The following is a 23,006-nucleotide window of genomic DNA, read 5'->3' as shown; positions in this document are numbered from 1 at the left end:
TCGGGCGAGTAAAAAGAATCTTTGCTAAGACCATGAAACGACTACGCTACGCATTACTTTTATTTTTATGGGTTTCATTTGGGGCGATGGCTCAGAAAATTACCACGTTAAGCCCCTACGTTGAAGAACAGTCGCAGCCCGAAGTGGCACTTACCAAAGTGGAGCTGACCGATGACTATACGATATTGCATTTTAGGTTTGAGTTTGCGCAACGCAATCCCACTCTTCGCGATTTTTTCGGTGACCGTCAAGGAAATTTAGATCAAAATACCATTGAGGTGGATCCTAAAACTCGTTTGTACGAACCCAAAAATACAGCGAAGAAATACAAATTTATCAAAGCGGTAGGTATCCCTGTTGCTCCCGAAACCCGCACGGTTTACCCAGGCGACGTGGTGAAATTTTCGGTATATTACGAAAGGCTTGATCCAGGAGTAGAGGTATTTGATATGTTTGAGGGAAAAGATTACGGAAGAAAGCGGTATTGGAATTACTTTGGTGTACACATTCGTAACCCGAGAAGAGTACCGCCCAAACCCAAGCCTGAACCTAAAAAAGAAGAACCGCCTGTTATTGCCAATACACCAACGCCCGTGCCGCCCATTGAGAGCAAACCAGAAGCGCCCGTAGCCAAAGTGGTGACATTGCGGGGAACGGTGATAGATGCTAAAACGAAAAAACCGATTGCCGCAAAAATCAGCTACGTCGTACCGAGTGAAGACAATGGACTGGACTCGATGCAGTTGTCGGCGTCGTCGGGGAAATTTAAAATTAGCTTGGATGCGGGTAATAAATACGCATACGTAGCCGCGGCCAAAGGATATTTTCCTGCTAGTGGTGCGTTTGATTTGACCCAAGCCAAGGCAGGAGAGGAAGTAGCCAACGAAATTGTCCTCAATCCCGTGGCAGTAGGAGAAAGCATCACGCTCAACAATATTTATTTTGATACGGGTAAGTTTGATTTATTACCCGCCTCTTCCTCTGAACTCGACCGTCTCGTTCAACTCATGCGCGAAAATACCAACATGGAAATCCGAGTAGAAGGTCATACCGACAATTTGGGTGATTTTGATAAAAATGTAGAATTATCGCAAAACCGTGCCAACGCCGTGAAAAAGTATTTGGTAGCCAAAGGCATTGACTCCGCGCGGGTGGGAGCAAAAGGCTTGGGTTCTACCCGCCCCGTTTCCAAAGGAACATCCGAAGCAGAGCGCCGTCGCAACCGTAGGGTTGAGTTTATCGTAGAGAAACTTTAAGCGACAATTGGGGCTTACTGGTACTGTTTGTAATAAATTCACAGAATATTTTTGGAAACTTTAAATAACTTTTCTAAGTTTTCCAAAAAATACACATCAACATGCTCGCTGAAGAACTTATTAACTCTACGACCCCCGTTTTACGACCGTACGATTCGGTGGGGCAGGCGGTTGACTTAATGGACGAGTATGGCCTACGTCAGTTGGCCTTGGTGGAAGAGGAAGAATATAAAGGCTTGCTCAGTGAGGACACATTATTGAGTTTACCTGACGACGAAAAGCAGCTTTCGGACTTAAACCTTCCGCCAAACCCAGTTCATGCAACATCATTTCAACACATTTTTGAAGTAATGGGAATTGCTAACCACTACCAATTGGACACGGTTCCAGTACTGGACGAAGACAATTTGTATGCAGGTACAATTTTGGTAAGTGACATGATTTCTAAGTTTGCCAATTTGCTTGGAGTCCAAGAAAAAGGGGCGGTGATTGTGCTCAAAATGGCCAACCGAGATTATTCATTGACCGAAATTAGCCGATTGGTCGAATCCAACAGCACAAAAATTATTAGCAGCTTTTTTTCGGGAGCCGAGTACGGCGCACTTGATGAAGCCACGCTGACTTTGAAGCTAAATCGTACAGAAGTGTCGGCCGTAGTAGCCACCCTAGAACGCTTTGGCTACACGGTAGAGAACGTCTTTGGTAATGCACCCGTGGAAAACCCTGACCGTCATCGCCTTGATTTATTGTTACGTTATTTAGAAACCTAATCGTAGAAAGTTCTACCTTTGCGTCCTTACTTATTAGAGAAGCGATACCGATGAAAATCGCCATCCACGGACGTAGTTTTACCACAGAAACTCAGCCTTATGTACAGGCTTTATTTGATATTCTTCGAGACAAAGGGGTAGATTTTTCTATTTCTGCTTCCTTCTATACCCATCTTCTTCAAGCTGGAATAGAGCCACATACGCCAAAAACGTACCCGCATCCGCACGGGGCGCCCGATGCTGATTTTATTTTTAGCATTGGCGGCGATGGTACACTGTTGGAGTCGGTTATGCAATCTCGTTCGCGTCAGATACCAATTTTAGGGATAAACACGGGGCGCTTGGGTTTCTTAGCCACCGTCTCGCCAGAATGTATTCCTGCTCAGCTTAGCGCGCTGTTTGATGGTCAATACCAGCTAGAAGAACGAACCTTAGTTAGCCTCAATTCAGACAATGATTTGTTTGAAGACTACAATTTTGCACTGAACGATTTTACCATCACAAAAACCGATACTTCGTCGATGATTACGATTCATGCGTATTTAGACGGAGAGTTTTTAAATTCGTATTGGGCAGATGGGCTTATTGTGTCAACTCCTACGGGGTCAACAGGTTATTCATTGAGCTGCGGTGGGCCTGTCGTCTTACCAACCAATGAAGTTTTTGTCATCACCCCGATTAGTCCCCATAACCTCAATGTCAGGCCTATGATTATTCCTGATGGAAGTCAGCTAAGTTTTCGGGTGGAAAGTCGTAGTAACAACTTTCTTGTTTCGTTAGATTCCCGTTTTCGCATTGTAGATGTAGCGGTGTCACTGACGTTAAAGAAATCGGTTTTTAAAGCACGTTTGGTTAAATTTAAACAAGATAACTTTGTACAAACCCTACGTACAAAACTACATTGGGGGTTAGATGCCCGTAATTAATCTTAGGCGCGATTTTTGCGGGGATATTCAATAAAAAGATTCATTTTTGCGTTGAACACAAAGTCACGCATCAATCCAGTAAAGCGAATGAATTATAAGATAATTGTCGGAATCGTGTTGTTTACGCTGTTTGTGACGCTCCAATCGGAAGCACAACGTCGTCGTCGAACGCCATTTGAGCAGTACTCTACCGTGAGTTTTGGGGCGGGGACGTCTAGCTATGCAGGTGATTTGGCACCCTATCGAAGCCCAGTGAATACCTTGTTTAAGACCATGCGCTGGAACATCAATGCCGCTTATACGAAGCATTATACACCGCATTTGGCAGCTCGTTTTGGGTTTACGTGGGCACAAATTTTTAGTGACGATGAGTATTATAACCGCGGAGGTACGCCGTTTTCAGGTTCTTATGTTCGGAACTTGCACTTTCGTAACAACCTCAAAGAATTTAGTTTGGTAGGTATTTACAAGTTTTGGGGAGATGGACGTAGCCCAAATCGTCGCGCAAAGTTTACCCCTTACATTTTTGCTGGAGTTGCGCTGCTTGCTCATAATCCGAAAGCAATGGTTCCTGATTCAACATCTTACGACAGGTATCCTAAAAACAAGCGCTGGATAGCCCTTCAACCACTAGGCACGGAAGGCCAAGGACAGCCAGGGTTTGAGAAACCTTACTCGTTGGTAACGTATTCAATTCCTTTTGGATTGGGCTTTACTTGGAAAATCAATGACCAGTGGAATGTTGGGGTAGAAGGTGGCTTCCGTTTTTCTGGGTCAGATTTTTTGGATGATGCAAGTGGTTTTTATCCAAATCCTGACATTCTTAAAAATGACATGGCACGAGCGATGTCAAACCGTACGCTTGAGCGAATTGCAGCACGTACTGGACGTGATCGTACTGAAACAGTGGCCAGAATTGTCAATCCCAATGACCCAACTAGCGATCCGTTTGCAAATGGTCCTTTAGGTGGATGGCAACAAGGAGATCCGAGAGCAAATCCTGTTCGGAAAGATGCCTACATGCTCTCTAGCATCACCGTAACGTATGTGTTACCTACTAAAATTAAATGCCCGCCAATTCGTTAATTCATTGGACTTCGTTAAAAGTTAACAAGGGCAAAAACCAAGAATTTATCATACGTGGATAGCAAACTGCACACTTATTTTATCGGCTTCCTTTTGGGAGCCTTTTCTTTACAGGCCGCAGCTCAGCGGTGGAACATAGGCGCTGGACTAGGAGGGTTTAATTACAAGGGAGAGTACGCCCCCTTTTTTAACCCTAAAAACTATTTGCCTGGAGGTCATGCTTTTGTGCGTTACAATATGTCGCCAGCAGTTTCGTTGCGACTCGGTGGAAATATGGGCATCATTGGGGCAAAAGACAGTCGCTCGTCTGATCCTTTCAATCAGGCCCGTAATGGGTCGTTTCGTTCTAGGGTAACTGAAGGGGATTTGATACTTGAGTATAACTTTCTTAATTACTCACAACGCCGCAAAGACGTCAATTGGACACCCTACCTCATGGGTGGATTGGGTTTTTATAAATTTAAACCGCGCACAAAAACGGCCGACTACAAAACAACCCAAATGAACATTCCTTTTGGGGCGGGAGTAAAATGGGAGTTCAAACGACCGTGGAGTTTAGAGTTTGAGTTTGGTACTAGGGTTCTTTTTACCGATTACTTGGACGATTTGGGAGATAACGTGCCATTGGGTCAAAAACTCCAACTTGGCAATCCAACTACCCGCGATAAATACTACTACACGTCAATTACCCTGAGTTATACATTTTATAGTATTATTTGTCCGCCAGGATTTTCGACGGATTAAGCAACGCAAAGAGGAGAGAAAAGATGTACTTTTGTCTCCTCTTTTGTTTTTAGACGTATGCAGTTACACTTTCATCGCTTCGACTTACGGCTTCGCCATACCTTTACCATCGCACACGATTCGCGCGATGTGCAACCTACGCTCATTGTAGAACTTCGAGAAGGGAGTTTTCGGGGCTTTGGAGAGGCTACTTCCAATAAATACTACGGTATTACTATTGACGGAATGATAGGCCGTTTGGAGCAAATAAGAGGTTTGATTGAAAACGATACCCTAACATCTCCCGAGGAGTTTTGGCAGTTGACCAACCAATACCTTCACGATATGCCCTTTGCGCAATGTGCTTTGGACGAAGCTGCCAACGACCTTTGGGCAAAAAAACAAGGGAAAAAACTCTACGAAGCGTGGGGGCTTTCAGCTGATGCAATACCGATTACCGATTACACCATCGGGATTGATAACATTGATAAAATGGTGGCTAAAATGAAGGAATTTCCTTGGCCATTGTACAAAATTAAACTGGGTACAACCGAGGATTTGGATATTGTCCGAACCCTACGTAGCCATACTGATTCGGTGTTTCGGGTAGATGCAAACTGCGCTTGGACGGCGACGCAAGCCATCGAGTATAGTTATGAATTAAAAAAATTAGGTGTTGAGTTTATCGAACAACCCCTGCGTGCCGACGATTGGGCGGGAATGAAACAAGTCTATGCCGAAAGTGCGCTGCCCTGCATTGCCGATGAAAGTTGCATTGTGGAAGCAGATGTGGCCAAATGTGCGGGCTATTTTCACGGAATCAATGTAAAATTGACCAAATGCGGCGGTCTTACGCCCGCACGCCGAATGTTGGCCGAAGCCAAAACCCTTGGCCTGAAAACGATGGTAGGTTGCATGAACGAAAGCAGCGTGGGTATTTCGGCGATTGCGCACTTGCTTCCCATGCTCGATTACGTGGACATGGACGGTACGTTGCTTATCGCCAACGACCCTGCAACGGGAGTTCAGTTTGATTTTGGAAAAATTATTTTTGCCACCGAAAACGGTACAGGTGCACAATTGCATTAGTACCAACGTTGACCTGTTTTGAATTCTGCTAGTTATCATCAAATTACCCACTTGCCTAATCGGACGATTGTGCTCGATGGAAAAACGTACTTGTATTTTAGCGGTACGGCGTACCTAGGTTTGCCGCAAAATCCTGCTTTTCAAGCTTTAATCCAAGAAGGATTGCACGCGTACGGAAGTGTGTATGGGAGCTCGCGCAACGGAAACCTTCAGTTGCGTATCTATGAACAAGCAGAGGCTAAATTAGCGGCTTGGACAGGTTCGGAGGCCGCGCTGACGTTGTCGTCTGGGATGTTGGCAGGGCAAGTGGCAATTCGACATTTGATGTTAGATGGATACGAGTTTGTGTATTCTCCCGATGTCCACCCTGCGGTGTGGCATTTGCCTCAAGTGTCGATTCCAGCGGAGAGTTTTGAGGAGTGGGTGGAAAACTTAGTGAAACCATCGTCTTTTCAGGATACAGCTAAAGTATGCTTAGTCACTAATTCCGTGGATGCTTTACGCGGAAAATTATACACGTTTGATTGGATAACACGCCTTCCCGACGACCGAGAATGGGTCTTGCTTGTTGATGATTCGCACGGATTAGGAGTGATTGGCGAAGAGGGAAAAGGTATTTGGGGGCAAATTCCGTCGTTACCCCACGTTCGGGTCATTGTTACGGCGTCTTTGGCCAAAGCGATGGGACTCCCAGGCGGAGTGGTATTTTCGGATAAAAATACCCTACAAAAAATTCGTTCGACGGCTTACTTTGGCGGTTGCTCACCCATTGCCCCTGATCACCTGTACGCGTATCTACACGCCACTGACCTGTATGCCGAGGCATACCAACGTTTGGTTAAAAACATTCATCAATGCGCTACTCAACTTGCTCCTTTGGGGCTTTTTAATGCTTCTAACGCTTTATTTCCAGTGTTTTACACACCCCACGACGACTTGTATCCATTTTTGCTTGAGCGGGGTATTTTTGTGTATAGTTTTGCCTATCCTAAGCCAACCGACAGGGCCAACACCCGCATTGTGTTGAGCGCTTGGCATACCGACGAAGACACTGAAACTTTAGTAGAAGCTTGTCGTGCGTTTGCAGAGACCAGACGCTAATTTCTCCACTCTTTCGGGGCGACACTTCACGCCAAAGATGCGACGCTTCGTCGTGTTTTGCTATCCTTGTGCCTGATTTTGTACGAGTTTTGGTTCATCAATCAACCAATAACCAGTCACAGGCCATGAAAACTTTTTTCCTTATCACGCACATTGCTTTTGGGTTTTTAGCCCTTGGGGTAGGAATTGTTCCGATGCTTTCCAAAAAAGGGAATACCCTTCACAACCGAACGGGCTTGGTGTATTATTGGTCGATGGTGATTGTGGCGTTTTCTTCGGTGGGTTTGGTATTAGTGAGCCCTTTTACGGATGGACGTTTGTTTTTGACAGGCATTGCTGTTTTTAGCTTTTACATGTGTTTTACGGGAAAAAGAGCCCTACAACAACGTGGAAGTGAGCCCGTTCGATGGTATGATTGGGCAATTTCGTCGGTCATGGGGGCAGCGTCATTGACAATGATGGGGTATGGTATGTATTACGTCCAACATTTCTTTCAAACGGGGCACTTTTCATCGATGAGCATATTATTTTTAGCATTTGGTTTTTTTAGCGGTACCAATGCCCTTTACGATATTCGGAAGTATCTTGCTCCCGAAAAAGCAAAGTACGGAACCAAAGAATGGTTTTTTATTCACATTGAGCGGATGGGTGGGTCGTACATTGCTACGTTTACCGCGTTTGCTTTAGTCAACATCCGCTATATTTTTCCCGAAGCGCCTCAAGCAGTCTATATTGCCACTTGGATTATGCCAGGTCTGATTGGTGGGTTATTTATTGGTCGCGCTGTTCGTAAGTACGCTACTAAATTTCGTTTGGCAGTATAATAAAAATAGTATGCAAGCCTACTAAGTTAAAGATTAACTTCTATATTTGCCTAAACTGATACCAACTCACAATAGGCAATGCGCAAGGAAAAAACGGTGGATTTTCATATTAAATGGGCTTGGCACGCCATTTCGAGAATGTACAATACCTATGCGTCTCGTCGCTACGACATGACGATGGCCATTGGATATGTGCTGCTAAATATTGACCTCGAACACGGGACGCCTGCTACCAAGATTGGGCCGTCAATCGGGATGGAACCCCGCAGTCTGACCCGAACACTGAAAGCGTTGGAAGAACGCGGCTGGATTCGTCGAGAAACTGACGAAACCGATAAGCGTTTTGTGAAAGTTTTTTTGACCGATGAAGGGAAAAGAAAACGTGAACAAGCCCGCGAAGGAGTCATCTCGTTTAATACGATGCTGCGCGACCAAATACCCTTGGATAAGCTAGTCGTTTTTTTTGATGTAATCAAAGAAATCAACCGCCTAGTAGAAGAAGAAAATATTAAGCTCAAGGCGGAAAATCTCCTAAACGAAGAATTGTAAACGCAGGTTTATCCTCCTTTTCTTCCCTTTCGTCCCTGTTTTTACCCACTTTACGTAGTTTCTGTATGCTACCGTAAAGTGGGTTTTTACTTTTGTAGCGGTTGATATTTTTGGACGTAATCCAATTTTTGAAAAATAACTAAGGTTAAATTTATTATTTGAAAAGTACAAAATTTATTTTTTGCGTACCGCCTCAAAATTTCATAAAAAAAAGTTAACCCTACTGACATAGGGTTGTCACTATCGCCCATTTATTTTGTATTATAGATAATAATCAACTTTCTAGATACTTAGAGCCTAAAACACAGCCATGACTTTTTTTGAAAAAACTTTGGAAACTTTGAACTTTCATTGAGTTTCCTAAGTTTCGTATAGAAAAAGTGAAAAACTAAGTACAGTAAGAGTGAGAGAAAGAATCTTAGATAAAGCCCAAGAATTGTTTTTTCGGTACGGAGTAAAAAGCGTAACGATGGACGACATTGCAAGGGAATTGGGCATTTCTAAAAAAACCATTTATCAGCATTTTGAAGACAAAAACGCGATGGTGTATGCAGGAGTTGAGCACCATTTTGCTTGTGACCGTACCATTGCCGAACAAATGCAAAATGAAGCGCCCGACCCGATTGCAGAGGTAGTTATGACTTCTGAAATGATGCGCCAAACGATGGCGGGAATGAACCCAACAGCCATTTTTGACATCAAGAGGTATTACCCACAAGCGTGGGATTTGTTCTCTAAGTATAAAAAAGAATTTATCCTTGAGATGGTCAAAAGAAACCTTTTAAAAGGAATTGAAATGGGATTGTACCGCTCCACTATCAACGTAGATATACTGTCGCGTTTGAGACTCGAACAAGTAGAAATGGGCTTAGATCCGTACCTCTTTCCACTGGGACAGTTTAACCCATTGGATACGCAACTGGAACTACTCGACCACTTTTTACGCGGAATCGTGACCATCGAAGGACTAAATCTGTATGAGAAATATGTAACCAAACAGCTTTCAACGCCTATATCCACCATGGCTTTTTTTAGTCAAAAGAATACCTATTAACAGCTCATTTTTTTTACAATCCCACAATTTTACAATCAACACTTTACTATATGCCACAATTTCGACCGCAATGGAAATGGCTGGTACTGCTTATGCTGCCACTGTTTCCGACGTACAGCCAAACGCGTTATTCTCTTCAAGAAGCCATTCAATACGGATTAACGCACAACATCAATGTAAAAAATACCCAAACTGACGCCCAAAGCGCCGAGTCGCGCATTGGAGAAATTCGCTCAGTAGGGTTGCCCCAAGTGAGTGCTTCGGTCAACATTTTGGATAACTTAATTATCCAAAAAGCGATTTTACCAGCAGCATTCGTTGGGGGTTCACCCGATGATCCTCCAGTTGCTATTCCTTTTGGAGTAAAGTACTCAGGCAATGCAGCAGCACAGCTCAACCAAATTATTTTTAATGCTCAATGGTTACTCGGTCTGAAAGCCGCCCAAGCCTATCGTGAATTGGCCGTTAAAAATGTAACTCAATCAAAGATTCAAGTGGCTGAAAACGTTTCAAAAGCGTATTACAGCGTGTTAGTAGCGGAGGAAAGAGCCAAACTTTTGGACTTGAACATTCAACGGTTGGATAGCTTGACCCGCGAAATGAGTGCCATGAACCAAAAAGGGTTTGTTGAAAAACTCGATGTTGACCGTTTGGAAGTCTCACTTAACAACCTCAAAACGGAGCGTTCGAAGGTACAAAACTTAGTAGATTTGAGTTATTACATGCTCAAGTTCCAGATGGGGATGAAACTTGATGAAGTCATTGTACTTAGTGACCGTATCAACGAAAATGAAGTGGCTCGAATTGAAGCGGATGTCAAAGCAGAAAACAATGCCGCATTTAGTTATGACCAGCGTATTGACTATTCAATTCTAAAAAGCAATTTATTGCTTTCTGAAATGGACGTTGAAAACAACAAGCGGGGATATTATCCTACTGTGGCGGCGTTTGCAGGTTATGGCTATAACACGGGGCGTAATAAATTTTCGGAGTTGTTTACATCTCCTTGGTTCAATAACGCTAACATCGGCTTGAGCGTGAGTATCCCTGTGTTTGATGGTTTTGCGAAAAAATACAAAATCCAACAAGCCAAGTTTACGGTGGACAAAGTAAAACAAAGTATGAGTCTGGTGGAGCAGTCGATTGACTTGCAGATTCGGAGTGCCAACATTACCATCATCAATGGCCTTGAAACGTTGAAGAGTCAAAAACGGAACATGGATTTGGCCCAAGAAGTGGTGCGGGTTTCTAAAATCAAATACCAATCAGGAACAGGGTCAAACATCGAGGTCATCAATGCTGAGTCGGCCTTGAAAGAAGCTCAAACCAACTATTTCGCTTCGTTGTATGATTTGCTACTTGCCAAAATCGACCTCGACAAAGCAAAAGGAAAATTATCCTTCTAATCTTTAAAAACTTTATTATGAGTACGTTGACAACATATACTAGCAATAAAAAAACTCCTTTCAACACAGGGCTTCGCGCGGGTGTAGCGGTGCTCTTCCTCTCGGTGTTTGTGACTGCCTGTGGTGGCGGAAAAACAGATAATTCGTTGGCGGGTAAAAAAGAAGAGCTTGCTAAATTGAAAGCAGAGTCAAAGACATTGACCGAAAAAATTGCCAAGCTGGATGCCGAAATCAAGGCGGCTGACCCAAGTATGAAGGCCGCTGAGAAAGTGTTTCCTGTGGTTACGGAAGCGCTTCAAACGCGTAGTTTCAAAAGCTTTATTGAAATTCAAGGAACGGTTGAAACCAAAAATACGGCAACAGCTACCCCTCGTATGGCGGGTACTTATACCACGGTTTACGTAAAAGAGGGACAAACGGTGAAAGCAGGGCAGCTGTTAGCCAAAATCGACAACGCGATTCTGCGCGACCAGATTGCGGCTTTGAAATCACAAATGGAATTGGCAAATGTTGTGTTTGAAAAGCAAAAAGGACTTTGGGACCAAAAAATTGGAACAGAAATCCAGTATTTGCAAGCCAAAAACAACAAAGAAGCGTTGGAGAAAAACTTGGCCGTTCTCGAAACACAAGTGGATTTGTACAACGTGTATGCGCCTATCAGTGGAGCCGTTGAGCGCGTGATGGCCAAAACGGGTGAAATAGCTGCGCCAGGAATGCCGTTGGCAAGTATCGTGAACTTGGGAAGCCTCAAAGCAACGGCCAACGTACCTGACGTTTATATCAGTCACATCAAAATGGGAGACGCTGTAAAGGTAGTTTTGCCCGATTTGAACCGTGAAATCAATGCCCGTGTGACGTTCATTAGCAAATTGGTAAACCCAGCTAACCGTACCTTCAAAATCGAAGTGGCGATTCCGACCAGTTCAGACATTAAGCCAAACATGCTTTCGGTGTTGAATATTGCCGATATCAATAAGTCTAATGTGTTGGTAATCAAGCAAAATTATATTCAAAGTACCGAGTTTGGCGATGTGGTGTACGTAGCCGTTACCGAGGGTAACAAAAAAGTAGCCAAAGGCCGCAAGGTAAAAACGGGGGTAGCTTACAACGGAGAAATCGAAGTCTTGGAGGGACTCCAATCGGGCGATTTAATCATCACAGACGGCTATCAAGACTTGGTCGATGGTCAGGCAATCAGTTTCTAAAAACTGTTAATTGTTATTCGTTAATGGTTAACCGTACTGATGTTGGTAACCAATTAATTGACAACGATTAACCTAAACCGTAAGGTTATGACAACCCTAAAAGACTTCAAAGTGACGCGCTGGTGCTTAGAAAATAAAACCACCGTCTATCTTTTTACAGCTATAATTTCTCTTGCGGGCTTGTTCGTGTATTTCACGATGCCCAAAGAACAGTTTCCTGAAATCGCCGTTCCGACGGTGATTGTCTCGACGATTTATCCTGGCGCGAGCCCCTCGGATATTGAAACTGTCATTACGAAACCCATCGAAAAGCAAATCAAAGCGGCGAGTGGGGTAACAAAAATTAAGTCAAACTCGATTCAAGACTTCTCGTTGATTACGGTGGAGTTTTCGACGGGAATCAAGGCACAAGAAGCCAAACAACGCGTAGCGGATGCCGTTGATAAAGCGTTGGTGGACCTTCCGTCTGACCGTAAGCAAGACCCTTCGGTGCAGGAGGTAAACTTTTCGGAGTTTCCAATTATGAACATCAACTTGGCGGGGAATTACTCGTTGAAAAAGTTGAAAGATTATGCCGAACAACTCAAAGATGAAATCGAGTCGCTGCCCGAAATTACGCGGGTGGACATCGTAGGGGCGCTTGATCGCGAAATCCAAATCAACCTCGACTTGTACAAAATGCAGGCAGCAGGGGTATCGTTTTACGAAATTCAAAACGCGATTCAGGGTGAAAACATCAACGTCTCGGGTGGTGAGTTAAACGTGGACAACGTTCGCCGTAACTTGCGCGTAGTAGGGGAGTTCAAAGATGTACGTCAATTGGAAAACATCATTGTTCGTTCTTCGACAGGTGCTACACTTCGTTTGGCAGAAATTGCCGAAGTGAAAGACGGTTTTGCCGAAAAACAAAGCTATGCAAGTTTAGATGGAAAAACGGTAATTACGCTCAACGTCATCAAACGGGGAGGTGAAAACCTTATTTCGGCGGCGGATGAGATTAAGGCAATTTTGAAAAAATACGAAGAAACGAAGTTTCCTGACGGCTTAAAAGTAAGTTTGACCAACGATAGTTCGGAGCGTACCAAAGTAGAGTTGAACGACCTACTCAACACCGTTATTTTGGGCTTTATCTTCGTAGTATTGGTACTTATGTTCTTTATGGGGGTTCAAGATGCGATTTTCGTTGGACTTTCAGTGCCTTTATCAACATTGGTGGCGTTTGTGTTATTCCCCGTTATTGCTTCGGCAACGGGTATTACGTTCACCCTTAACACGATTGTACTCTTTGCGTTTTTATTGGGACTCGGGATTGTGGTGGACGACGCGATTGTGGTGATTGAAAACGCCCACCGCGTTTATAATGACGATAAAAAACTGACCCGTACCGAAGCCATTTCGTATGCGGCAGGTGAGGTGTTTATCCCAGTATTATCGGGTACGCTGACGACCATCGCGCCGTTCTTGCCATTGTTGTTTTGGCCAGGTATTGTGGGTGAATTTATGAAATTCTTGCCATTGACGCTGATTATCACCTTGTTTGCGTCGTTGTTTGTGGCTTACGTAATGAACCCCGTTTTTGCCGCGTCTTCACTAAAACGCGTTGAAGAACATGCCAACGAGGATAAATCATTTAAGTCGATTCGCACCCCATTGTTTGTGTTGCTAGGACTCGCGGGGGTAGGGTATCTGATTAACTTTGGGATTGGTAACTTGCTTTTATTTATTGCTATCCTATATGTATTTAACCACTACATTCTGACCCCAAAAATCATTGTTCCTTTCCAAGAAAACGTATTTCCACGTCTCAAAAACGGTTACCGTAAAGTGATTGCGTGGGTAATTACGGGCCGCCGTCCTTACGGCGTATTTGCGGGAGTGATTGGGATATTAGTTGGAACGTTTGTGTTGATGGGAGCTTTTCCTCCAAAATCAGTTTTCTTCCCAAGTGGTGACCCTGATTTTGTGTATGTGTATTGCGTGATGCCGCAAGGAACGGATGCTTCTAAAACCAACGAGGTAATGAAGCAGTTGGAAGACCGGGTGTATAGCGTAATTGGAAAAAATAGTCCAGTCGTAGCCTCGGTGATTACGAACATTGGTATCAACGCGGGCGATCCATTCAACCCCGACCGTACGGTAGTGCCACACAAAGGAAAAATTACGGTGGCATTCAAGAGTGTCGAAGAACGTATTCATCACGGAGTTTCTACGGCTGATATTTTGGCTAAAGTGCGTGAGAAAGTAAAAGGAATTCCAGGCGCACAAGTAACGGCTGAACCAGAAAGTAATGGGCCTCCAACGGGCAAGCCAGTGACGATTGAGATTGCGGGCGAAGATTTTGACCAACTTGTTGATGTTACCGCAAAAGTAAAAAATGCCATCGTCAAATCAGGAATTCAAGGAATTGAAGAATTGAAATCGGATTTGGTGTTGAACAAACCTGAAATTGTGATTGACATCAATCGCGAGCAAGCAGCCCGTGAGGGTATCAGCACGGCGCAGATTGCGTTGCAAATTCGTGGAGCGCTGTTCGGAACTGAAGTGTCGAAATTCCGTGATGATAAAGATGATTATCCGATCATGGTACGGTTAAAAGAAGGAGATCGCAACCAGATTGAGAAATTGTTGAGCATGAACGTGGTATATCGCGATATGAACCTTGGTGGTGTATTGCGCCAAGTTCCTTTGAGTACATTGACCAACATTCGTTATGCAACTACCTACAGTGGTATCAACCGCAAAGACCAAGAGCGCGTAGTGACGTTGTCGTCGGACGTACTTGGTGGGTTCAATGCCAACGATGTGAATGCCCAAATTCAAGACGTGGTGGATGGCCTAGACCTTCCGCAAGGTTATACGATTCGTTTGGGGGGTGAACAAGAAGAACAAATGAAGTCAATGCAGTTCTTAGGGGTAGCGTTTTTAGGGGCTATCTTGTTGATTTTCTTGATTTTGGTGACCCAATTTAACTCTACTAGCAAGCCACTTATCATCTTCTTTACGGTACTGTTTAGCTTGATTGGTGTATTCCTTGGATTCATGATTACGGGAAAAACCATGTCTATTATCATGACAGGGGTAGGTATTTTTGCCTTGGCGGGGATTGTGATTAAAAACGGTATCTTGTTGATTGAGTTTACAGACGAATTAAAAACCCGTGGTTACCCCACTCGTCAGGCGTTGATTGAAGCAGGAGCCGCTCGTTTGACGCCCGTACTGTTAACGGCCTCAGCTTGTATCTTGGGTTTGATTCCGTTGGCATTGGGGATGAACATCAACTTCGTGACGTTGTTTACCGAATTTAATCCACAAATTTTCATTGGAGGTTTTAGTGCCTTGTTCTGGGGGCCACTGGCTTATACCATTATCTACGGGTTGTTGTTCAGTACTACGCTTACGTTGATTGTAGTTCCAACCATGTACTGGATTGTGGAGCGTTTGAAGTTCCGTTTGGGCAAAAAGCCAGCAGCTGAAGCAGTGTATGCTTTCAATAATGGTACCTCAAACGGCAACGGCCACCACGTAGAGGAAGAAGTAGAACATTAATTATTTTGAAGGTTTAGAGAAGCTTGTTAAGAAAAAAGCCGTTCCACTGGAGCGGCTTTTTTTGTGGAGTTTTTGGAGATTATCAATGGTTATTTGAAGCTATTTTTACAAACTTCAACGCCAACGAATTCATGCAATACCGCTGCCGAGTAGGAGCGGGGCCGTCGTAAAAAAGGTGACCCAAATGCCCATTGCATCGCCGACAGCGTACTTCAATGCGTTCTTCACGTTCTGAATAGTCCTTGCGAAACAACAGACAATTAGGTGTAGCAGGTTGCCAAAAACTGGGCCAACCTGTGCCACTGTCGTATTTTTGGGCTGAGCGAAATAGCCAATTCCCACAGGCGGCGCAGTGATAGTTGCCTTCGCCTTTAAAATCGTGGTATTCGTTGGTGAAAGGAGCTTCGGTTGAGCCCTCCCGCGTAACGGTATAAACACCATCGTCCAGAACTTCTTCCCAAACACTGTTCGGTACGCGTACTTCCGTGGTATCAGTCAATGAAAAGTATGGGTTATGTTTGGGTACTTTGCTGGCTCGCTGACAGCCAGCTATCATCAATAATCCCATTATTCCTCCCCACCAGAGTAGTTTCATACGATTTAGGAACTGTTAGAGATTTGGCAGTTTGTAGATATTGGTACCATGCCCTAATTCAACATAGAAGGAACCTTCTTTGTGTAACTTGTTTATTAGAAGTAAATTCTGTTCAAATAAAGTGAGTAATTCTTGATTAGAGATGTTGCCTAAAATTACACGAACCAATTTGCGCGGACTATGCCTAAGAAAAAAGGAATTTCGGAAGTCTTCGTCTTTTGTAACAACAATCAAGTCGTTTTTATCAGCAAATTGACAAATTTCTGAATCTTTGGTGTGCCATTTATTTTCTAAAGAGTTGACATGAAATGCTTCAAAGCCGCTGTTCGACAAAAATTTGACGAGCTTAAAGGAAATATGGACATCGCAAAGAAATTTCATTTAGGCAGCTTCTTTCAATGAAAATCCAGAAACCAATAGTTTTGCGTAACTCAAGCAAGCAAGAATATCTTCACGTTCCAGTTCTGGGTGGTCGTTCAAAATATCATCAAAAGACATTCCTGAGCCTATCATATCTATCATAACTTCTACTGGCCAACGCATCCCACGGATGACAGGCTTCCCATGGCATATTTCTGGGTCGATCGTAATTCTTTCAAGATGCTGCATTGTATTAGTCTATTGGCTATGCAAGTTACTAACAACTGGCTGGATAAACAATCGTTTATCTAGCACTTCTACTGTTATAAAAGCCAATAGAAGTGCTAGATAATATCAATACCGCCAACTCTTTAAATCGGCTCCTGCAGGTGCACCTGCTTCGATACGCTTCAGGATTTTAGGAATATACATGGTATTATATCGAAGCCGCGACACGTAGTTAGGCACGTTGGGGTCGCCGTTCCAGCAGTGTTCAAAGCGGTCGCCGTATTTTACTTCGCCGTCGTAATGCGGGTTCTTGGTTGTTTTTAAGAAATCCTCCATTAAATAGACCGCATTGTTGAGGTAATAATTGTCCATATCGCCGCAGTAGATGTGGATTTTTCCTTGTAATTTTTTCCCGACTGTCGCCCATTGGCGTTTGAGAATGTGCATCAAATCGTAGTTTTCTGACCAGTATTTTGCTACACTATGGTCGATTTTACCCGTTTCTTTGTCCCAAATAGGCTTAGGATACCCATTTTCGCCCATTGGTGAGTAGGTCGCTTGCCAAATATCCCATTGGTCGCCCGAGCGGGAGTTGTCGCCAATGGCCAGTTCGCGCTGGTTGATTTCTTCAATGGTACATTTTACTTGGCCAAGGTAGTTGCGCATTCCAGGGCGCGGCGTTTTCTTGAAGTCGCTTGGCAAAAAGTATGCGTTTTCGTCTTTGTAAATATTAACAACCGTGTAGGCTTCAAACGTAATGGGATCAGGACAAGCCGCAAAACAGCCGTTAAACTCATCTGGATAAAACACTTGGGCCGCAAGAGCTTCCCAGCCTCCCGTGCTGCCACCGTAGAGAAAACGCGCCCAACCTTGCCCAATGCCTCTGAATTGTTTCTCAATTTGGGGAATCAACTCGTACATGATGGCGTCGCCGTACGGCCCCATATTGGCCGAGTTGACGGCGTACGAATCGTCATAGTAAGGCGTAGCGTGTTGGATTTCGACGATGAGCATTCGAGGAAAATCCTTGCTTGTCCATTGTTTGTAAAAATTATAGGCTTCTTGCCAAACGAATTTTTTATACCCATAAATCCCAAAACGAGCGATGTAATCCGTCGTGTCCATGTCGGCAGGAGGAGGTGTTTCTTTGAAACCATCAAAGTCGGCGGGGAAGTGGCCGTGGTTGATACAAATGGGGTATTTTGCTTCAGGATGTTCATCAAATCCATGCGGCAAAAGTACGTGAGCCCCCAAATACATGGGGCGTCCCCAAAACTCGGTCAGGAGTTTGCTCTGAATCTTGATGTGTTTGATGTACTTCGTGTCTTTGGGCTCGGGCAAAAGTGGGTTTTCTTGGTCAAGTACAATTTTTACTACCTGTTTGGCCTTGGGGTCATACTTGATCTTGAAGGGTTTTGAATACAAATTACCTGGAGCTGTGCGGTAGTTTTGACCTTCGCCGCGGTCCATCGGTAGTTTTACGGTATGGCCTGTTTTGAGTTTAAACGTTTCGTATTTGTGCAAAAGGGCCTGTACCCAATACTCACCCGCAGGAAAATCTTTGAGGGCTTTGACAGGGTAGCCATAAGCGGTGGCGCTTACCAATGCAGGTTTGTCGGCTTGCCAAGCGTCCACGTTTTGTCCAAAAAGCTGCTGAGAGTTGGCTTCGTCACTCACCTGAAAACGCGGCTCAGATTTGTTGTCTTTGGCCAAGAAAAGCATTAAACGGCCGTCGAAGGTACTTCCTTTTGATTTGGGAAAACTGACCGAAAATTGCGTTTGGGCTACGGTAACGTAGGCACAGAAAAGTAGTAGAAATAAAGGTACGGTTCTCATAAGTTTAGTTTTTAAATACCCAGTGATAAAAACGTTTGTGAAATGAACGTTGGAGTTGAAGAAGCTTTACTGCCCACGTTGGCGGTAAGGCAAAAAGTAAAACACTCCACCCGAGTAAAATACTACTTTTTCGTTCAATAGACAAGTAAAATGCTTCGCGTATCGCAGCCATACGCCCTTCACGTTCGAGGGTTAAGATACATTTTTCAACAAAATCATTATTTAATAACGTTTCGTTGAGCTTGACTAGCTGAGGGGTGGGTAAAATGGGGCGTAACCGTTGCCGAACTTCAATAAAACTGTTGACCATGACGATGCGATTACGGGTCATGCTGGTTTGGTGTAAGCGCATGAGCGGCAAGGTATTGGGCAAATCCAAATAAGTAAATTGGACGTTTTTATAACAACACCGAATCCAAAACTCCCAATCTTCACACGAAGGTAAATCTTCCGTAAAAAGCCCAGTTACTTTTTCTATTGTCGTTCGCCGCATCACGGGCATGGGAGGCATAATGACGCAAGAAATCACTAAAAATGGCAAAAGTTCTATTCCTTCACCAGATTTATCGAGGGTCCAAGGGGTGTTTTTATGTTGGGGAGAAAAAATAAGTTCAGAGGTACCATCGTAAAAATAGCGTAGCCCGCCATAGACAAGTTCAACCTCAGCATGTGTTTCCAAATACGCCGCATGTTGTTGGAGCTTGTCGGGTTGTAATAAATCATCAGAATCCAAAAACTGAATGTATTTCCCTGTTGTGGCCCTAATCCCCGTATTGCGAGCGGCAGGAAGTCCCTGATTTTGCTGATAAACGTAACGAATACGGGGGTCGCTTTCTACAAATTTTTGTACAACCTCAGCACTATCGTCGGTAGAGCCGTCATCGACAACGACGCACTCCCAATTTTGAAGTGTTTGATTTTGAAGACTTTCTAGCGTTTCGGCAATAAACCGACCGTAATTATAACAAGGGACAATGACTGAAACCAATGGTTGATTCATTGGGCATTAAGTTTGAGATGGATACGACAAATAAGTGACATTTTCGAGGTAAAAACTCGGCAACAAATGCCCAAAATCTTGAAAAACGGGCTGATCTTGGCAACAGATTTTGTAGATACTCACAACCTCCGAACCAGCCAAATGAGCATAAAGCCCAACGCTACTTATACAAACATAAATAACAGGGCGCTGACTGAGGGAAATTTGTTCGATAGAGTCAGAGGCACCTAATGTGTGTAGGCTTGCCTTCCCAGCGACTTTTTGCTGCATAAACGCTTCAATGGCCTGCAATGAGGCTTGCCCTTGAGCGGGGTGAAATTTTTGATGAATACCGGTAAAACCACGTTTGAGGGCATCGGTCACAATCACGTCAATCCATCGAAGGTAGGTGTCTGGTGTCAGACCATGGTGGTCATAAATATTGTCATGAACAATAACGCACTGGTACTTTTCCTCAGCTTCAATCTTAGGGAAAGGTAAACCAACTACCTGGAGGTTGGTAAGCGTAGGAAAAGAGTGTTGTGATACGCCAAATGCACCCAAATAACGTCCCAATTTTGTCGTAAAAAAACTACGGTTTGGAAGGTTCCTTTGACCGAAATTAAGATAATAAAGTACCGAACGAAGCGGATTAAAGGGCTTCTGAATGTCCCAATCGGCGGGAGGTCGATAAGCCACTAACCCTTCTTCAATATAATAATAGCCCTGACACATCGGATGCGTCACCATGAGGTGAAAAATACTGCTGTAAGCATGGGCAGCGTAGAGAACAAAGGGCTGCTGTTGCGTTATTTTTTCAAGCCATTGGTCAAATTCTCTCACCTTCTTCCAAGATTTCCAAAAAGTGATTTGAACAGCAAACGAATCTATCGGATAATGCGAAAAAGGCAGTGGTATAGCTTGGTAAGTGTCGTCTGGAGGCAAGAAATTACGGCTAATGAGAAGGGTAACTGCTTCGACGGGAATCTTTTCGATGCGAATCACTTCCAGTGCCATGAAATAGGTAATCGGACTATGGACGTTGAATAAATGTCGAGTCATGAAAATGATGTCGCTTAGTCACAAAATAGGGATTCACTAATTGTCAAAGGTAGGAATAAATGTAGCCTAGGCCAAAAAGGACTGCTATTTGCTTTATCTTTGTACCTTCTTTCAACTATTCACTTAAAGAAATATTATGTCGCTTATCGGGAAGATATATCGCCAATTAGAACCACTCATTGAGGTCTTTTTTCGAACAACACGTCAATCTAAAACGGCCGCCGACCCTAGTAAATGGAAAGCAGAGGCCCAAAAAGGAGAGTTCGCTTTTCACAAAAACGACACATGGCGCCAAACGGAAGGGTTTTTGCAGCAAACAAGTGTCTTGTTTAAAGCATGGGGATTTGAAGCGGATGAGTTTGCGGGCAAGGTAGTTTTGGATGTGGGAGCAGGGAGTATGCTGCGTGGTAAATATTTTAAAAATGCCAAATTGGTGGCATTGGAACCAATGGCCGACGACGTATTGCGCGAAATTCCGTGGACGGATTTACGTGACGCGTGGAAAGTTTTTTCTACGCCCGCCGAAGAGTCTATTCCTGAATTGGTAGGGCAAGTTGACTTTATCTTTAGTATCAACGTGCTTGACCACTGTTATAATTTTGACGAAATCATCGCCAATTTATATACCTATCTAAAACCTGGCGCAAGGGCATTTTTGTCGTTTGATGAGCATTATGTGACCAACAAAATGCACCCGTTGATTTTAACTGAGACTATCTGTCCGCCGATTTTTGAAAAGGCTGGTTTTAAAATTGAAAAATTTAACAAAGGTTTTGAAGGAAAAGCAGCGGAGGTAATGAAAGTGTCAACCTACGGCCACGGACAAACTTGTCTCAATTATTGGTTAAGAAAACCATAAGTTAGGGCCAAATAGACTTTCCAAGTTTTTAATTTAAACTTGGAAAGTCTTATTTTATTATTCCCCAGATTTTTTGATAGATAGTTTTGCACTGTTGGTTAAATTCTGGGGAGTAGCCAATCACATAAAATCCGCCCACAAACAGCAACGTAATGGTAATGGAACGGTAAGCCATGTCTCCAAGTATGGCAATCGGGCTGCCTGTTAAACTTGGTAGTAAACTCACTAGCCCAAAAGAAGCAATTCCCATCCCAATAACAATGGCGTTTTTGGAATTAAAAGGTTGAAAGCCAAATAAATACCAAAGGAGTCCATAACGGCAAAGGTTGTAAATGAATACTGAAACAACCGCTCCAATCGCAGCCCCTTCAATCCCGAAAGTAGGAATCAATTGGTGATTTAGTAATACGGTACAAAAAATAAGGACAATAAAGAAAATCGTATCGAGGTAATAATACTTTGAGGTGTTAAGAATGGTACCGTTGATGCCCGTTGCCATGTCTAACACTTTTGAAAGACCAATCCACACAATCACCCATCGACCCGCTTCGTAGGCGGGCGGTAAAAACTCGAAAATGTTGTCGAGGTTGACGCAGATTCCGAGAAATACCCACAGCCCTACAAAAAGTTGAATCAAACAGCTCTTTTGGTAAATTTTGGCAATATTTTCGTGGTCGTTATTTTTCCACGCTTCGGCTACCACAGTCCCTGCGATAAGCTGCATTGCAATCATAGGCATCGCTATGACCGTCCCAAAAAACGATGCTGTACTATAGACCCCTACGGCATTCAAGTCAATCATATCGGTAATCATGATTTTGTCGATGTAGAGGACAATTTGCGAAGAAAGCGAGGCAATAATGGAGAGCGCGCAAAATTTAAGAATGGGAAGCAATAATTGGGATTGTTTCAAAAAAACAAAATCAGGGCGTAACGAAAACCGCCCTTCTCGAATGGTTTTGAGTACAATGAGCACCATTGGCAGTGAAATTCCTGTGCACCAAATAACCATGAATTGGTCGAAGTTTATCCAACGTAAGGCATACAAAAGTGCCACCACCAGGTTGTTGAGGCGCAATACAAATTGGCTTAAAAACGTACCCGTCACGGAGTCGTAATGCAGACGAGAATAAACATCAAAGACGTTGAATATCAGCATAAAAGCCACGATAGGTAGCAAATATGGGTAATATTTGACCAACAGAATGGACTTCTTTTGGTATTCTTCGATAAGCCCTTCTTTGAAAAACCAAAGCGAAACAACGACGATAATAAACCCAATAAAGGAAAAGAGCAGGGCTAAAAATACGTAGCCATGGTCGTTGGTTTTGGCATCACGAAAATAGGGGAAATAGCGTGTTCCCGCTCCGTTGAATCCAAGGTTAGCAAATAAGGGCAGTAGTAGCATCAACGACAAAAACAGGCTGATGAGCCCATTTTGGTCAGTTGCAAAGAAATTAGGGATAACATACCCCTGAGTTACCAAGCCAACTGCTGCGCTTAAGTAAGAAAAAATCGTACTCTGAAATGTTTGTTTCTTGATTTGGGTCAT

Annotated in this window: 21 protein-coding genes; 14 read left to right on the top strand and 7 right to left on the bottom strand. The window is 43.7% G+C overall.

Annotated features, from left to right (window positions below; translation table 11 throughout):
• The first annotated feature begins 32 nt into the window (after nucleotides 1–32).
• The 13 genes from DTQ70_RS19235 (at nucleotide 33) to DTQ70_RS19175 (ending at nucleotide 15,535) form a co-directional block, all read left to right on the top strand.
• On the top strand, nucleotides 33–1,256 hold the full coding sequence (locus DTQ70_RS19235) for an OmpA family protein (protein ID WP_122932312.1): 1,224 nt from the start codon (nucleotides 33–35) through the stop codon (nucleotides 1,254–1,256).
• Nucleotides 1,257–1,357: 101 nt separating this feature from the next.
• The gene (locus DTQ70_RS19230) at nucleotides 1,358–2,026 is read left to right on the top strand and encodes a CBS domain-containing protein (protein WP_122932311.1); all 669 of its coding nucleotides are present in this window, start codon (nucleotides 1,358–1,360) and stop codon (nucleotides 2,024–2,026) included.
• Between the two features lie 50 nt (nucleotides 2,027–2,076).
• On the top strand, nucleotides 2,077–2,952 hold the full coding sequence (locus DTQ70_RS19225) for an NAD kinase (protein ID WP_122932310.1): 876 nt from the start codon (nucleotides 2,077–2,079) through the stop codon (nucleotides 2,950–2,952).
• Between the two features lie 87 nt (nucleotides 2,953–3,039).
• Nucleotides 3,040–4,038 (top strand): DUF6089 family protein, encoded by a 999-nt coding sequence (locus DTQ70_RS19220; RefSeq protein ID WP_164490116.1) that lies wholly within the window; start codon nucleotides 3,040–3,042, stop codon nucleotides 4,036–4,038.
• 54 nt (nucleotides 4,039–4,092) lie between these two features.
• A complete protein-coding gene (locus DTQ70_RS19215; RefSeq protein WP_122932308.1) occupies nucleotides 4,093–4,782 on the top strand; it encodes a DUF6089 family protein in 690 nt (229 codons plus the stop codon).
• Between the two features lie 57 nt (nucleotides 4,783–4,839).
• Nucleotides 4,840–5,850, top strand: a complete 1,011-nt coding sequence (locus DTQ70_RS19210; RefSeq protein ID WP_122932307.1) for a dipeptide epimerase — start codon at nucleotides 4,840–4,842, stop codon at nucleotides 5,848–5,850.
• Nucleotides 5,851–5,868: 18 nt separating this feature from the next.
• Nucleotides 5,869–6,951, top strand: coding sequence for an aminotransferase class I/II-fold pyridoxal phosphate-dependent enzyme (locus DTQ70_RS19205; protein ID WP_122932306.1), 1,083 nt, complete (start codon nucleotides 5,869–5,871; stop codon nucleotides 6,949–6,951).
• Between the two features lie 125 nt (nucleotides 6,952–7,076).
• Nucleotides 7,077–7,775 (top strand): DUF2306 domain-containing protein, encoded by a 699-nt coding sequence (locus DTQ70_RS19200; RefSeq protein WP_122932305.1) that lies wholly within the window; start codon nucleotides 7,077–7,079, stop codon nucleotides 7,773–7,775.
• Between the two features lie 78 nt (nucleotides 7,776–7,853).
• Nucleotides 7,854–8,324 (top strand): MarR family winged helix-turn-helix transcriptional regulator, encoded by a 471-nt coding sequence (locus DTQ70_RS19195; RefSeq protein ID WP_122932304.1) that lies wholly within the window; start codon nucleotides 7,854–7,856, stop codon nucleotides 8,322–8,324.
• A 403-nt stretch (nucleotides 8,325–8,727) separates the two neighbouring features.
• A complete protein-coding gene (locus DTQ70_RS19190) occupies nucleotides 8,728–9,378 on the top strand; it encodes a TetR/AcrR family transcriptional regulator (RefSeq protein WP_122932303.1) in 651 nt (216 codons plus the stop codon).
• A gap of 50 nt (nucleotides 9,379–9,428) precedes the next feature.
• Nucleotides 9,429–10,784: a TolC family protein gene (locus tag DTQ70_RS19185; RefSeq protein ID WP_206019541.1), complete on the top strand. Its 1,356-nt coding sequence runs from the start codon at nucleotides 9,429–9,431 to the stop codon at nucleotides 10,782–10,784.
• 17 nt (nucleotides 10,785–10,801) lie between these two features.
• On the top strand, nucleotides 10,802–11,989 hold the full coding sequence (locus tag DTQ70_RS19180; RefSeq protein WP_122932302.1) for an efflux RND transporter periplasmic adaptor subunit: 1,188 nt from the start codon (nucleotides 10,802–10,804) through the stop codon (nucleotides 11,987–11,989).
• Between the two features lie 87 nt (nucleotides 11,990–12,076).
• Complete coding sequence (locus DTQ70_RS19175; protein WP_229599968.1) at nucleotides 12,077–15,535, top strand: efflux RND transporter permease subunit; 3,459 nt, start codon at nucleotides 12,077–12,079, stop codon at nucleotides 15,533–15,535.
• A gap of 82 nt (nucleotides 15,536–15,617) precedes the next feature.
• Here the strand turns inward: DTQ70_RS19175 and msrB are convergent, their stop codons facing one another.
• The 6 genes from msrB to DTQ70_RS19145 form a co-directional block, all read right to left on the bottom strand.
• Nucleotides 15,618–16,130: a peptide-methionine (R)-S-oxide reductase MsrB gene (gene msrB / locus DTQ70_RS19170; RefSeq protein ID WP_229599967.1), complete on the bottom strand. Its 513-nt coding sequence runs from the start codon at nucleotides 16,128–16,130 to the stop codon at nucleotides 15,618–15,620.
• Nucleotides 16,131–16,145: 15 nt separating this feature from the next.
• Nucleotides 16,146–16,511, bottom strand: coding sequence for a DUF5615 family PIN-like protein (locus DTQ70_RS19165; protein ID WP_122932300.1), 366 nt, complete (start codon nucleotides 16,509–16,511; stop codon nucleotides 16,146–16,148).
• On the bottom strand, nucleotides 16,512–16,739 hold the full coding sequence (locus DTQ70_RS19160; RefSeq protein ID WP_122932299.1) for a DUF433 domain-containing protein: 228 nt from the start codon (nucleotides 16,737–16,739) through the stop codon (nucleotides 16,512–16,514).
• 105 nt (nucleotides 16,740–16,844) lie between these two features.
• The gene (locus DTQ70_RS19155) at nucleotides 16,845–18,554 is read right to left on the bottom strand and encodes a hypothetical protein (protein ID WP_122932298.1); all 1,710 of its coding nucleotides are present in this window, start codon (nucleotides 18,552–18,554) and stop codon (nucleotides 16,845–16,847) included.
• A gap of 4 nt (nucleotides 18,555–18,558) precedes the next feature.
• Nucleotides 18,559–19,554, bottom strand: coding sequence for a glycosyltransferase (locus DTQ70_RS19150; protein WP_122932297.1), 996 nt, complete (start codon nucleotides 19,552–19,554; stop codon nucleotides 18,559–18,561).
• A gap of 6 nt (nucleotides 19,555–19,560) precedes the next feature.
• On the bottom strand, nucleotides 19,561–20,595 hold the full coding sequence (locus DTQ70_RS19145; RefSeq protein WP_164490115.1) for a hypothetical protein: 1,035 nt from the start codon (nucleotides 20,593–20,595) through the stop codon (nucleotides 19,561–19,563).
• 136 nt (nucleotides 20,596–20,731) lie between these two features.
• On the opposite strand from DTQ70_RS19145, the gene DTQ70_RS19140 reads away from it, so the two are divergent.
• Nucleotides 20,732–21,454: a bifunctional 2-polyprenyl-6-hydroxyphenol methylase/3-demethylubiquinol 3-O-methyltransferase UbiG gene (locus DTQ70_RS19140; protein WP_122932295.1), complete on the top strand. Its 723-nt coding sequence runs from the start codon at nucleotides 20,732–20,734 to the stop codon at nucleotides 21,452–21,454.
• Nucleotides 21,455–21,503: 49 nt separating this feature from the next.
• Here the strand turns inward: DTQ70_RS19140 and DTQ70_RS19135 are convergent, their stop codons facing one another.
• Nucleotides 21,504–23,006 carry a lipopolysaccharide biosynthesis protein gene (locus tag DTQ70_RS19135; protein ID WP_164490114.1) on the bottom strand — a complete coding sequence of 501 codons (1,503 nt, stop codon included), beginning with the start codon at nucleotides 23,004–23,006 and terminating at the stop codon, nucleotides 21,504–21,506.

This window comes from Runella sp. SP2, from assembly GCF_003711225.1.
In the GTDB taxonomy this organism is placed as follows: Bacteria; Bacteroidota; Bacteroidia; order Cytophagales; family Spirosomataceae; genus Runella.
This window is presented reverse-complemented; position numbering and strand designations above follow the sequence as displayed.